The sequence below is a fragment of the Micromonospora sp. C31 genome, from assembly GCF_018070575.1.
Taxonomy (GTDB): domain Bacteria; phylum Actinomycetota; class Actinomycetes; order Mycobacteriales; family Micromonosporaceae; genus Micromonospora.
The window spans coordinates 142,573-156,249 of sequence record NZ_JAGPXN010000009.1; the positions used below are offsets into that span (position 1 = coordinate 142,573).

10 protein-coding genes are annotated in these 13,677 nt (G+C 75.7%); 6 read left to right on the plus strand and 4 right to left on the minus strand.

Features of this window, described 5'->3' with window-relative positions:
* Positions 1–66 precede the first annotated feature (66 nt).
* The 5 genes from KBX06_RS14550 (at position 67) to KBX06_RS14570 (ending at position 4,821) form a co-directional block, all read left to right on the plus strand.
* Complete coding sequence (locus KBX06_RS14550) at positions 67–417, plus strand: TcmI family type II polyketide cyclase (RefSeq protein WP_210835046.1); 351 nt, start codon at positions 67–69, stop codon at positions 415–417.
* Between the two features lie 14 nt (positions 418–431).
* A complete protein-coding gene (locus tag KBX06_RS14555; protein ID WP_210835047.1) occupies positions 432–1,781 on the plus strand; it encodes an NAD(P)/FAD-dependent oxidoreductase in 1,350 nt (449 codons plus the stop codon).
* Positions 1,782–2,075: 294 nt separating this feature from the next.
* The gene (locus KBX06_RS28470; RefSeq protein ID WP_210835048.1) at positions 2,076–3,110 is read left to right on the plus strand and encodes a helix-hairpin-helix domain-containing protein; all 1,035 of its coding nucleotides are present in this window, start codon (positions 2,076–2,078) and stop codon (positions 3,108–3,110) included.
* 205 nt (positions 3,111–3,315) lie between these two features.
* Positions 3,316–3,522, plus strand: coding sequence for a hypothetical protein (locus KBX06_RS14565; protein ID WP_210835049.1), 207 nt, complete (start codon positions 3,316–3,318; stop codon positions 3,520–3,522).
* A 339-nt stretch (positions 3,523–3,861) separates the two neighbouring features.
* Positions 3,862–4,821, plus strand: a complete 960-nt coding sequence (locus KBX06_RS14570) for a TIGR03557 family F420-dependent LLM class oxidoreductase (protein ID WP_210835050.1) — start codon at positions 3,862–3,864, stop codon at positions 4,819–4,821.
* 213 nt (positions 4,822–5,034) lie between these two features.
* Here the strand turns inward: KBX06_RS14570 and KBX06_RS14575 are convergent, their stop codons facing one another.
* The 4 genes from KBX06_RS14575 to KBX06_RS14590 form a co-directional block, all read right to left on the minus strand.
* Positions 5,035–6,576, minus strand: coding sequence for a hypothetical protein (locus KBX06_RS14575; RefSeq protein ID WP_210835051.1), 1,542 nt, complete (start codon positions 6,574–6,576; stop codon positions 5,035–5,037).
* A gap of 232 nt (positions 6,577–6,808) precedes the next feature.
* Positions 6,809–7,210, minus strand: a complete 402-nt coding sequence (locus tag KBX06_RS14580) for a hypothetical protein (protein WP_210835052.1) — start codon at positions 7,208–7,210, stop codon at positions 6,809–6,811.
* 329 nt (positions 7,211–7,539) lie between these two features.
* The gene (locus KBX06_RS14585; RefSeq protein WP_210835053.1) at positions 7,540–8,310 is read right to left on the minus strand and encodes a DUF5995 family protein; all 771 of its coding nucleotides are present in this window, start codon (positions 8,308–8,310) and stop codon (positions 7,540–7,542) included.
* Between the two features lie 108 nt (positions 8,311–8,418).
* Positions 8,419–11,313: a helix-turn-helix transcriptional regulator gene (locus tag KBX06_RS14590; protein WP_210835054.1), complete on the minus strand. Its 2,895-nt coding sequence runs from the start codon at positions 11,311–11,313 to the stop codon at positions 8,419–8,421.
* Positions 11,314–11,499: 186 nt separating this feature from the next.
* Between KBX06_RS14590 and KBX06_RS28370 the strand changes: the two genes are divergently transcribed.
* Positions 11,500–13,524 carry an adenylate/guanylate cyclase domain-containing protein gene (locus KBX06_RS28370; RefSeq protein WP_305798291.1) on the plus strand — a complete coding sequence of 675 codons (2,025 nt, stop codon included), beginning with the start codon at positions 11,500–11,502 and terminating at the stop codon, positions 13,522–13,524.
* Positions 13,525–13,677: the final 153 nt, after the last annotated feature.

The following is a 13,677-nucleotide window of genomic DNA, read 5'->3' on the forward strand; positions in this document are numbered from 1 at the left end:
CGGTGGGCGCACAACAGTCCGTGGTCTCCGACATGGTCGCGAAGCACCACCGGCGAGAGGGGTCCCATGAGCCGTCTACTGATCGTCAGCAGGATCATCCCGGGCGCGGAGGGTCGGGTGGCCCAGATCTTCGCCGAGTCCGACGCGACCGAGCTACCCGCCCTCACCGGGGTGCGCCACCGGTCCCTGTACTGCCTGCACGACCTGTGCCTACACCTGATGGAGACCGCCGACGTGGAACCGGACGCGCTGGCCGACGCCCGCAACCACCCGCTCTACCGACAGGTCAACGAGCGGCTCTCCGCACACACCACGCCGTACCTGCCGACCTGGCGCTCGCCGCGCGACGCGATCGCGGGCTGCTTCTACCGGTGGGACGCCGCCGACGCGACGTCGTCGTCGCACCCGGCCGGCTGAACGGGGCGGTCGCCATGTCGTCCAGACCACCCCACGTCCTGATCATCGGCGCCGGCACCGGCGGGCTGTGCCTGGCGCACGGCCTGCGCCGGGCCGGGATCAGCGTCGCCGTCTACGAGCGTTACCGCACCCGCGGCGAGGGGCTGCTCGGCTACCGGGTCGGCATCGGACCGACCGGCAGCCGCGCCCTGCGCGAATGCCTGCCACCCGCCCTGTTCGACGTCTACCTCGCCACCTGTGCCCGCTCCCCCCGCTACTTCAACGTCATCACCCAGGGGATGCGGCGTACCGCCTCGTTCACGCTCCGGCCGGACACCGACCCGGTGGACACCGAACGGTCCGTGGCCCGGATGACCCTGCGCCAGGTCCTGCTCACCGGCATGGAGGACGTGGTCCACTTCGACAAGACCTTCACCCGGTACGACCAACGCGACGACGGCACCGTGACCGCGCACTTCGCCGACGGCAGCACCGCCACCGGCGACCTGCTGGTCGCCGCGGACGGCACGCACTCGGCGGTGCGCCGCCAGTACCTGCCGCACGCGGTCACCCGCGACGCCGGCACCATCAACATCGCCACCCGGATCCCCCTGACCCCGCACACCCGCGAGCTGCTGCCGCAGCGGATCGCGCAGGGCATCTCGCTGATCTTCGGCACCGGCGGGATGATGGGCGTACTGCACGTGATGGAGTTCAAGTGGGACCGCGACGGGTCACTCAAACCCGGCGTGGACCCCACCGACGCCGAACTCCTGCGCGGCTGGCCGGGGCTGCGCCACGACAACACCCGCGACAACATCAACCTGGTCGTCTGGAGCACGGCCCGCCGCTTCCCGGCCGACGTGATGCAGCGGCGCGGCGAGGAGCTGATCCTGCTCGCCCTGCGGCTCACCCGCAACTGGCACCCCCACCTGCGCGAGCTGCTCGCCCGCGGCGACCCGGGCAGCGCCCTGCCCATCAAGGTGGCCACCAGCGAACCGGTGCCACCGTGGAAGAGCAGCACCGTCACCCTGCTCGGCGACGCCATCCACACGATGACCCCGGGACGGGGGGTGGGCGCCAACACGGCCCTGCGCGACGCCGCCCTGCTCTGCCGACAGCTGCGGCAGGCCGCGACGGGCGACAAGACGCTGCTGCAGGCGGTGGCCGACTACGAGGCCGCGATGGTCCCGTACGGGTTCGCCCGGGTCGCCGACTCGCTCAACCGCAGCGGCACCAACGGCGACGACCGGATGTACAAGCCCGTCGTCGGGCGGCTCGCGCTGCTCGGCGCGCGGGGCTACTTCGGCGTCACCAGTCGGGTGCCCCGGCTGGCACGCCGGTTCGTCGACGACTTCTACAGCTACCGGGGCGAGGAGGACTGACCGTCCGACGGGGACCCCGGCACCGCTCACGGGTGCCGGGGTCTTCGCGTACCCGCCTCGCCGGATTCCGGGACGACCACCCCCCGCCGTCGCCGACTGCGACGCCACCCGACGCGCACGGGCTCGCGGACACACGACAGCAACCCTGAGTCGCCCGCCGGACACCCCAGGTGCAACCCCCTCGTGCCGGTACGGCGGGCAGCCGGTCCTGCCTGTCGGCGCCATCGGGCGTGTGCGAAGCTGCGGCGAGTTTTTCTCGCGGGTTTCCGCACTTGAACGATAGGGAGGTTTGCCGTGGCGTGGTCCTTCGGGCACTGGCTGATACTGATCGTGGCTCTGGTGGTGGGTGTGGCGGGCGGTTGGTTCCTGCGCGACCGGCGGGACACCGCATCCGCCACGCACCGCTCGCCCAGCGTGGACGGTGACCCGGTCGCCGGCATGACCGCCGTGGTGGTCGATCCGCCGCCCGTCGCCACCCTGGACGAGGCGCGGCCGGAGGCGACCGTGGACCGCACGCCGGACGCCGTCGCCGACGGCGTCCCCGCACCGGCCGGGGCCGACGCCCCGACCGACGCCGCCCCGTCGGCCACGGTCGTCGCGGCCGACGCCCCCCGGGCCGACGACGTCGACCCGGCCGAGATCGCGCTGACCGGTGACCCGGTGCCGGCGCCCGAGACCGACCCCGCACCGGCCGGCACCGCCACCGACGCCCGGCCGGAACACGAGACCGTGCTGCCGGCGGCGGCCGAGGTGACCGGCCCCGTCGACGGCCGGCCGGCACACGAGCCCGCCGACCCGCAGCACCTCCCCACCGGCGCGGCGGAGCCCGCCCCGGCCGCCGTCACCCCGGCGCCGGCGAGCCCGACCCCGGCCGAGCCGGAAACCGCACCTGTTGCCGTGGCCGCCGCTCCCGCCGAGCCGGAGCCGGCCGTCACCACGGCGGTCGAACCGGCCGTGGCCACCGCCACTGTGGATGGCACGGCCACGGCCGCCGACGCGCCGGTCGAGCCGGAGTCGACGCCGGTCGTGCCGGCGCCGCGCGGCGAGGTGCCCGCACCGGCCGCGACCGACTCCGACGCCCCCGACGACTTCCGCCGGATCCAGGGCGTGGGTCCGAAGATGGCCGCGGCGTTGCAGGCAGCCGGCATCCGCACGTACCGGCAGCTCGCGGAGCTGGACGAGACCGCGCTGCGGGAGACGATCCGGGCGGCCGGGCTGCGGGCCGCGCCGAGCCTGGCGACCTGGCCGCAGCAGGCGAAGGTGCTCGCCGCGGCTCCACAGGAGGCGGTCGCCGCCCTGCCGACCCCGGTGGGCGGCCAGGACGCCTGACCGGCGTCGCCCCGGCCGCCACACTCTGTCGACGCCGGTGCGGGGGGCCCGGCGCACCGGGCACCCCCGCACGACCGGACCGCCGTCGCCGACGTCGCAGTGCCCCGTCCAGCGGGCACCGCGACGCGGCGGCACCGTTAGCCGTCCATCGCGACTGGGTACAAAGCCCAGCACCTCGAACCACCACACCCTTGCGGAGGCAGCGATGCGTGGCACGTCGATATTCGGAGTCCTGGTCGTCATCTGGCTGATCATCGGCGCGGTCGCCGCCGGACAACGCGGCTACTACAACAACGAAGACACGAACTGTGCCGAGGCCGGCACGATCCTGGTGACGATCGTGGCGGGGCCGCTCAACTACATCGGGGCCAACCCGAAGATCGACTGCGAGCTGCCCCAGCCGTCGCAGTAGGAGCCCCGTCCTGCCGGCCCGCGCCCGATCCGGGCGCGGGCCGAGTCATGTCCGAAGCACGCTTCCCGGCGCATGGCCCGTCCGGCTTCCGGCGGTCGCCCTTTTTCCCGGCCTTTCCCCCGCCGGGCCGCTGGGCCCGCCCGGCCCCAGCTCTTTCCCGCGGTCGCCGGGCGGGTCCGGTCGCCGAGGCGGTGGGGCGCACACCGGGTAGGGCGTCCTAGGAGGCTGGGGTTGTCGGGTGGGGTCCCGGTTCCCCCGTCCCGGCAGTGACGTTTGGCGGCCCGGGCGGCGGGAACCGGCGTTGCGGCCATCACCGCCGCACGGGACGGGAGCACCGCGATGAGGATCGGCTACAAGCTCGCCGCCGAGGGGTACGGACCGCAGGAGATCATCCGGCAGGCCGTCCGGGCCGAGCAGGTGGGCTTCGACTTCGTCGAGATGAGCGACCACTTCCACCCGTGGCTCGACACGCAGGGGCACTCGTCGTTCACCTGGAGCGTGCTCGGGGCGGTCGCGGCGAAGACCGACCGGATCGGCCTGGCCACCGGGGTCACCTGCCCGACCGTCCGGTACCACCCGGCGATCATCGCGCAGGCCGCGGCGACCATGGCGCTGATCTCCGACGGCCGGTTCACCCTCGGCGTCGGGGCCGGGGAACGGCTCAACGAGCACGTGGTGGGGCAGGGTTTTCCGAGCGTACGGGGTCGGCACGAACGGCTCCGCGAGGCGCTGGAGATCATCCGGCTGCTCTGGCAGGGCGGCTACCGGTCGTACGAGGGCAAGCACCTGCAACTGGAGGACGCCCGGATCTTCGACCTGCCGGAGACCCCGCCCGTGATCGCGGTCGCCGCCAGCGGGCGGTCCTCGGCGACGCTGGCCGCGGAACTCGGCGACGGCCTGTTCGTCACCGAACCCGAGGCGTCCATCGTCGAGCACTACCGGCAGGCCGGTGGCGAGGGGCCCCGCTACGCCGAGGTGCCGATGGCCTGGGCCACCGACGACCAGCAGGCCGTGCGGGCGGTGCTGGAGACCAGCCGGTGGATGGTGACCGGGTGGAAGGTGATGAGCGAGCTCCCGAACCCGGTCAACTTCGACGCCGCCAGCGCGCACGTCGAGGAACGACACGTCCGGGAGTTGTTCTCCGTCGGGCCGGATCCGGAGGCGCACGTGGCGGCCGTCCGTTCCTACGTCGAGGCCGGCTACGACCATGTCGTGCTCCAGAACGCCGGCCCCGACCCGGACGGCTTCCTCGATTTCTTCGCCGACGACCTCGCCGCCCGGCTGCGCGCCCTCGCCTGAGCCGTCCACGCCGCGGACGCGGCGCGCGGGCCGGCCGACGCCCCACGACGCGGACGCGGCGCGGGCCGGCCGAGGCCCCACGACGAACGGGCGCGCGGGCCGGCCGAGGCCCCACGACGAACGGGGGCGCAGCCTGCCCGCCCGCCGCGATCGCGCTGATCGACGGGCGGGGCCGGCTGCGCCCCGAGACGGGCGGGCCAACCCGCCGAGGGATCAGCGGAAGCAGTTCGCCACCGGCACCCGGCTGCCCTCGCAGTTGGTGGGTTCGTTGTCGATGATGTCGGTCTCGTCGTCGACCCTGACCCGGGCCTTGTCGACGAAGAGGCCGCCCGGCTTCACGGTGGCGACGTTGGCGGCCACCCGGCTGGTGTAGAGGGAGACCTGGCCCAGCGTCGCGAAGACGCCGCCGCCCATGGACGCCGTGCCGACGGCCCGGTTGCGCTCGACCTCGCTCCGGCGCACCAGCAGGTTCGACTTCTGCGCGTGGATCCCGCCGCCGGAGCCCCACGCCGTGTTGCCCGAGACGACGCTGTCGTCGACGGGGATCAGGCCCTGGAAGGTGGAGATGCCGCCGCCGTTGCCCGTGGCGGTGTTGTCGCGCACCTCGAGGCCGCGCAGGAAGATCAACGCGTCCGAGTTGGCGATGCCGCCGCCGGTTCGGGCGGTGTTGCCCACCACCTTCGTGTCGGCGACCCGGGTACGGGCCGAGAAGCTGGCGACGCCGCCGCCCTGCGCGGCGTTGTTGCGCGCGAAGGTGCTCGAGTCCACCTCGGCCGCGCCCCGGTAGTTGGCGAGGCCGCCGCCGTACGCGACGGCGCTGTTGCCCCGGAACTGCGAGTTCTCCAGGCTGAGCACGCCACCGTTGAGCAGGCCCCCGCCCTTGCCCGCAGTGCCGGCGGCGTGGTTGTCGACGAACGTGCTCCCGGTGACCACCAGGTGGCCGTCGTTGAATATCCCGCCGCCGCCACCCTCCGCCGAGAGGGAGGTGCTGTCCACGATCGTGGTGCGCTCGACCACGGCGGACGCGCCGTGCACGACGTGGATGCTGCCGCCCTCGGCGGCGGAGAGGCCGTTGCGGAGCACCACGTCGGACAGCGTCAGCTCCCCGCCGTCGCGAACGGTGAAGAACCGGAACGCCTCTGCGCGCACGTCGCGCACGATGGTGGCCCCCTCGCCCCGGATGGAGATCGGGTGGTAGATGACGGGCAGCCCGGCCCGGTCGTGCCGCGGGTCGCGCGGGGGCGCCTCGGCGTCGCCGGGGTTCTCCGCGCTGTCGGCGGCCTCCCGCGCGTCGCGAATCCCGCCGTCGTAATCGTCGGGCTGCTGGAAGGCATCGGTCAGTTCGTACGTGCACTTCGACGCCAGGCGCAGGTCGGCGCCGCCCTCGGCGTTGGCCCGGACCAGCGCCGAGATCAGCTTCGCCGGGTCGCACGGCACCGGCACCTCCCGGCGGTGCCCCTGGCCCGAACGTCCGGGGCGATCGTCCGGCCTACCGCCGCGGCGCTCCTCGCGGGCGTGGTCGCGGTCCTCGACGGCATCGCCGCGGCGGCCCGTACCGGACTGGTCGTCGGCCCGCAGCGCCAACGAAGGCGCGTCCGAGGCGGCGGGCAGGTCCCGGTCGGCGGCCACGGCGGCGACACCCGTCAGTCCGGCCGCCCCCACCACCAGGCTGCCCGCCACGAGGCCACCGGCCAACTTCCACCGCGACCGCCGCCCGGGTGGTGCCGCCCGCCGGCCTCCTTGATATGTCGTCATCAGGCTTCCCTGCCTCTCGCGCGTGCGTGACACGGCCGCGTCGAACGGGACGCGGGGCGGCTGACGTCGCGGCAACCGCCGAAGGCCACGATACGGACGAGAATCGGGCAAGTCCCCCGAACATGAATAAACGTATCTTTCGCCTTCATGGGGCGCGAACTGCCGTGCACGGGTGGACCGGCCCCGGGCGGGCACCGTCAGCCGCCCGCCCGGGCGGTTGAGCCGAAAGGACTCAGTCGCCGTGGCTCGCAGCCAACGCTCGGGCCAGGGCGTCGGGTTCGGCGACGGTGACCGTCACCCCGGGGTGCCGGAGCCACCCGCCGGGCAGCAGGGCGGGCACCGGCTCGGCGAAGCGGAGGCAGAGGCCGCCGGCGGTGCTGCTGGCGAAGGTCACCCCGGCGTCGGCCAGCGAGAGGCGCACGCCGATCCCCCGCCACCAGCGGTACGGCCCGGTACGGGTGACCCCGACGACGTTGCCCCGGGCGGTGCGCAGCCGCCACGGGCCGAACCGGACCACCAGCTCGACCCCGTCGACGTCGAGCCAGGCCGTCGCCGGCCGCACCCCGACCAGGGCGAGCGCCGGCCGGAAGGCCGGGTCGAAGCGGAACGCGAACCGGCGGGCCGCACGGGTCATCGCGCACCGCCCCGACCGGCGCGTCGGGTGTCGCCCGGGCGGGCGGGACGGGACGGGGCGGCGGGCCGGGGTCGGGGTCGGGCGGCGGGCCGCCGGGCCGGATCACTCATGGCGCGGGCGTACCCCGCGCGGGCCGGCCGACACCCCCCGGGCCGGCCGACCCGCGAACCCCGCGCCCCGCCCCGGCGTGCCCCGGCCGGCCGGACGGCCCGCAGCACGGTCCGGCGCCCGCCGGCGGACCAGGCTTGCTCCGGCGGCGGGCGCCGGGACGACGTGTCCCCGCGCTCCGCCGGGTGCCGGGTGCGGAGCGCGGGGACCCCCCGTCCCGGCTACTGCAGGAACGCCCCGAGAGGCGAGAGCAGCAGCCGGCCGAGCGCCGCTGCGGTGTCGTCCAGCCGCGCGCGCTCGCACTCGTGGGCGGCCGGGTCGTGCCGGCACCGCCAGATCTTCTGCGCGTTGCGCCAGGCGACGTCGCGGGTGTACTCGACCAGCTCCCCCTGGTACCAGTCGTCGATGTCGCCGTTGAGCATGTCGATGAGCAGCTGCCACCGCTCCAGGTAGCCGCGCCGCAGACCGGGGATCTTGTCCGCGAAGATCTTGTTGATCTCCAGGTAGTCGCGGTGCTGATCGGTGCCGTCGACCGGCTCCGACTCCAGGCTGTCGAACGTGGTCACCAGCGCGAACGGCAGGTCGAAGTTGATGTGCGCGTTCACCCCGGCGGCCGCCGACGGCAGCGGGCGGGCGTCCGGGCCACGCATGCGCGCGAACAGGCAGGCCCACGCCTTCGGCGTACCCGGGCTGGAGTCGGTCCACAGCCGCATCGCGTCGAAGTACCGGGCGGCGAACTCCACGTCCAGCCGGGACAGGAACACCGGGTCGGCGAACCGGTCGTCGTAGAGGCCGTTGAGCACGCTCTCGGTGATCGTCAGGTACAGCCGGTTGAAGTCGGCCAGCGGGCAGCTCGCCTCCAGCGGAGGCAGCCGGACCAGCAGGTCCTGGAGCTTGGCGAGGTGGTCGACGACCGCCGGCACGTCGGCGGGATGGTCGGCGAGCAGGTCGACGACATCCCGATGCACAGGACCCCACACCGGTTGCGTCATCTCTCCTCCACAGTGGTTCGCGGCACCCCCGTGCCGTCGGCGACGCAGCACAGCCTGCCAGCCGGCGGCAGCCGGCCGGATCAGTAGAACGACGTATCCCCGCCGGCGTCAGTCGCGCCGGTTGCGTAGGAAGATCGCGCTGGCCTGCACGCGGGTGCGGACCTGGAGCTTGTCGAAGATGTGCGAGACGTGCACGCCGATGGTGCGTTCGCTGATGAACAGCCGCTGGCCGATCTCCCGGTTGGTCAGCCCCTCGGCGACCGCGGCGAGCACCTCCCGCTCCCGGGCCGTCAGCGCCGCCAGTTCGTCGCCGTCCGCGCCGGTGGCCGGGCCGCCGGTGGCCGGGCGGTCCTCCAGCGACACCCGCGCCCGCCCGGCGAGGGTACGGATCTCCGAGGTCAACGGCACCGCGCCGAGCCCCTGCGCCACCTCGTACGCCTGCCGCAGCAGCTTGGCCGCCGTGGCGCTGCGGCTGCGCCGGGCCAGCAGCGCCTCGGCCTGCCGCAGCCGGGAGTAGGCCGCCGGGTAGGGGTGGTGGCGGCGGTCCCACTGCGCCACCGCGCGGGCCCACAGCTCCGGGTCGTTGCTCTCCAGGCGGCTCACCTCGGCGGCGCACAGCGCCAGGAAGCCGTCCACCACGTCGCGCACCGGGCGGGCGGCGTGCTCGCTCTTGCGGGCGACCCGGTCGGCCACCTCCCGCAGCCGCCGTAGCGCCGTCGGGTCGACGGCCACGGCGCGGCCGGCGTGCGCCTCGGCCTCGGCCCGCAGCCCGTGCCACACCAGCGCGGCGAGGATGCCCACGTCGTCGGAGCGGCTCTCGGTCAGGCCGCGCTGCACCGCCTGCCGGGCCAGGTCGTGCCGGCCCTGCCACATGGCCAGCCCCGCCCGCAGGGTGAGCAGCGGGATCACGTGCCGCGCCCCGCCGCCGGCGAGCATCGTGGCCACCGCGTCCAGGTCGCGGTCGGCGGCCTCGACGTCGCCGTAGCCCACCGACAGTCGGCAGCGTGCCAGCAGCAGCTCCACCGCGTCGGCGCCGGAGGGGCGGTGCCGCAACGCCGCGGCGACGACCTTCTCCGCCTCGGCCCACTGCCCGACCCGGAACAGCCCGTTGGTGGCGATGGCCAGCAGCCGGGTCTCGTACGTGCGGCCCAGGCCGAGTTCGGCCACCCGCTCGGCACCCCGGCGGGCGACGACGACGCCCGCCTCCAACACGTTCAGCGGACCGGTCAGCAGCTCGGCCAGGTGCAGGTACGCGCACGCCACGTCCTCCGGGCGGCCCGCGCGCTCGGCGGTCTCCACCGCGCGGCGCATCACCGCCAGCCCGGTGTCCGGGTCCTCCAGGTATGCCTCGGAGAAGCCGAGCGCCGCGCTGGCCAGCACCACCTCCGACGTGGAGCCCGCCACCCCGGCGGCCAGCTCCAGCGCCTCCCGGGCCCGCCGGCCCGCATCGGCGTAGCGGCCGAGGTGCAGCAGCAGCTCGGCCAGGTGCGCCGCAGCGGTGGCCCGCTCCCGGGGCGTGCAGTCGGCGGCTTCCAGGGCCCGCTGGTACTCCGCCTCCGCCGGAGCCGACCGACCGGCGGCAGCCAGGTAACGGGCCCGGCGGATGTGCAGCGCGCACGCCGACGGGCCCGCGTCGGCGGCGGCCAGCTCCTCCAGCAACGTCAGCGCCCGGGCGTGCTCGCCGCAGTGGTGGGCCGCCTCGGCGGCGTGCCGCAGCAGGGTGACCCGGTCCACGTCCGGCGCCGCGACGCCCGGCGCGGCGGCCAGCTGCAACGCCACCGACCAGTGCCGGTGCGCCTCGGCCCAGCCGTGCAGCCGCTCGGCCTCCCGGGCCGCGGCCGTCGCCGCCGGCAACGCCCGCGCCGGCTCGCCGGCCAGCCGCCAGTGGTGCGCCAGGCGCGCCTGGTGCAGCTCGGCCGGGGCCGCGGTGAGCGCCTCGGCGTAGCGGCGGTGCAGGGCGGCGCGCTCGGCCGGCAGCAGCTCGTGCTCCAGCACCTCGGCGACCAGCCGGTGCCGCAGCCGGTAGCCGTCGTCGGCGCTCACCAGCAGCCGGTGCGCGACAGCCGAGCGGACCGCCCCGATCACCTCGTCCTCGGGCAGCCGCACCACCTGGGCGAGCAGCCAGTGCCCCACCGGCTCGACGCCGGTGGCCACCGCGTGCACCACGGTGTGCGCGTGCCGGGGCAGGGCGTCCACCCGGGCCAGGAAGATCTCGCGCAGCGTGTCGGAGAGCCCGTCCCGGCCGTCGCGCAGGTCGCGGGCCAGTTCCTCCACCACGAACGGGTTGCCGCCGCTGCGCTGCCACACCAGCTCCGCCGCCTCACCGGCGAGCGGCCGGCCGACCACGGCGGCGGCGAGCCGGTCGGTGCCGGCCCGGTCCAGCGGGGCCAGGTCGAGCACCCGCACCGTACGCAGCCGGCGCAGCTCGGTGAGCACCCGGCGCAACGGGTGCGCGCCCTGCAACGACTCGGCCCGCACCGCCGCGAGCACGGACAACTGGAGGTCACCCAGCCCGGCCAGCAGGTAGAGCAGCAGCTGCCGGGTGCTGCGGTCGACCCACTGGAGGTCGTCGAGCACCAGCACCAGCGGGCGGCCCTCGGCGATCAGGTGCAGCCCCTGCGAGACCCGCTCCAGCAGCGCCCCGGCGCCGTCCGGAGCGGCGGTCTCCTCGGCGAACATCCGCAGCAGGCCGCGCACCGCCGAGGAGGTCCGGGGCTGGGCGCCGGTCAGCTCGGCGTCGAGACGGCGCAACGCCTGCAGCAGCGGGTGCAGGGGCGACGCGTCGCCGATGTCCAGGCAGGAGCCGGTGAGCACCAGGGCACCGGCGTCGCGCAGCCGGCCGGCCACCTCGCGCAGCAGCCGGGTCTTGCCGACGCCGCTCTCGCCGGTGAGGAACACGGCGGCGGTCTTTCCCTGCGTGACGTCGTCGAGCAGCACGGACCGTACGGTCGTCACCAGGTCGGCCCGGCCGACGAGTGGTGCCGTGTCCACTTCGCTGGGCATGGCACGCAGCCTAGTCACAGGTCTCCGCACCGTTCTACGGGTCTTTCCCGCCTGTGGTACTCCCCGCGTCGACATTGCGACCGAAGGTTGCGCACGGCCGACATACGTCGTTCGGCAGATCCCCCGTCGGCTGATCGGTGACAGTGTCCGAGGCGTCGTCAGCCACCGCGGGGAAAGGCGGGTGCGATGCCCATGCCCACCATCGTCGATGCTCCGCAGCGGGCCACGTCGGCCGGCTGGCCGGTGCCGGAGGAGCGGCGCCTGGTCACCGTGCTGTTCGTCGACATCGTCGGGTCGACCGCGCTCGTCGACCGGCTCGACCCGGAGGACGTGCGGGCCCTGCAACGGGCGTACTTCGACACCGTCGGCGGGGTGCTGCGCCGGTGGCACGGGGTGGTCGAGAAGTACGTCGGCGACGCGGTGATGGCCCTGTTCGGGGCCCGCCGCTCCGACGGGTTCGACGCCTACCGGGCGGTGCGGGCGGCGCTGGAGATCCAGGGGGCCCTCGACCGGCGACCGCCGCCCGGCGCGCCGCGCCTGCGGGTCCGCGCCGGGGTGGCCACCGGCGAGGCGCTGGTGGACCTCGCCGCGGCGCGCGACGGCGGGCACGGCGTGGCCAGCGGCGCGGTGATCACCACCGCCGCCCGGTTGCAGGAGTACGCCCCGCCGGGCGGGGTGGCGCTCTGCGCGGTCACGCACCGTGCCACCGTGGGGCTGGTCGAGCAGCGCCGCGTGCCGCCGGTGACCCTGGCCGGCAAGGCGCTGCCGCTGGACGTGTGGCACGCCACCGGCACGAGCCGGCCGGCCCCGGCCCGGCACGAGGCGCCGCTGGTCGGCCGGCGACGGGAGCTGGCCGCCTCCCGGGACCTGGTCGTCCGGGCCGTCCGGGACCGCAGCCCGCGCTGGCTGTCGCTGGTCGGCCCGACCGGCAGCGGGCGCAGCCGGCTGCTGCACGAGCTGACCCGCGCGGTACGGACCGTGGGTGGGGCGCCGGTGCGCTGGTGCGTCGCGCACTGCCTCCCGTACCCGCAGCCCCTGGCCCCCGTCGCGGACCTGGTGCGCGGGCTCGCCGGCCTGTGCGACGGCGACCCGCCCGCGACGGTACGGCGTCGGCTCAGCGCCGCCCTGGCCGGCCTGGTGCCGCCCACCGGCCTGGCCGAGGCGGTGTACGCGCTGGAGGCGCTGCTGGCCGCGCCGGACGGCTCCGGCGCGGCGGCCCGGGGCGCCGAGGTGGCGCGGGAGGCACTGCTGGGGCTCGCCGCCCGGCAGCCGGTGGTGGTGGCGGTCGACGACCTCGACCGGGCCACGGCGGCGCTGGGCCACTTCCTGCACCGGCTCTTCGCGGCGGCCACCGAGCGGTCGCTGCCGCTGGTGGTGGTGGCGCTGCACCGTCCGGAGTGGGCGGACGTGCTGCCCGGCCCACGGGCCCGGCGGCACCGGTTGGCGGTGCCGCCCCTGCGCCCGGTGGAGACCGGACGGCTGCTGCGTCACCTGCTCGGCCGGGCCGGGCGGCCGGCGGCGACAGTCGCCCGGTTGCTGCCGCTGGTCGGGGGCAATCCGGGGCGGGCCGCCGCGTACGTCGCGGCGCTGGGCGCGGCGCAGTCCGTGCCGGAGGCGGTGCGCCGGGAGGTCGACGCCAGGCTGGACCGCCTCGACGGGGCGTGCCGGGCCGTGCTCATGGCCGCCGCGACCGTCGGCGCGGAGGTCACCGCCGCGACGGTGGCACGCCTGCTCGACTGGGCACCCGGTCGGGCCGTCCCGGTGCTGCGCGCCCTGGCCGCCACCGGCCTGCTGGCCACCCGCGCCGACGGCCGGTACGCCGTCGCCGACACGGTGGTCCGCGAGGTCGCGTACGCCCGGCTGCCGAGGGCGGCGCGGGCCGCGTTCGCCCGCCGGGCCGCGCGGCCGGCGGAGGCGGATGCGCCGTCGGTACCCGGCGGTCCTGTGGGCCACGTGCCACCGGTGCCGGTACGCGCCGTCGGGTCCGTCCGGGTGGTGCGGCTGCGCGGTTGGACCCCGACCAGCGGTCGCGTCCCGGAGCCCGACCAGGGCATCGGCGCTGGCGGGCCCGGTCGGGCGGCCACTTCGGACGGTACGGCAGCGGGCCGCGGCGTCGGGTCCGTGGCCCGGCCGGGCGGATCGGCGCGGCGGCAGGAGCGCGGGCAGAGACCGATCTTGGCCCTGCCGCGCGGCAGGCCGGTCGCGGCGTGAGCGGGCGGTGGGGAGGGGCGTGAGCGGCGGTGGGGAGGGGCGTGAGCGGGCGGTGGGAGTGTGCGCCAGTGGACGGATCTCCCCCACGATCCAACCTAGCCGGCGCCGGTTCCGGGCGGTATCGGGCGGCCGACCGAGTGCGCGGGTCGCGCC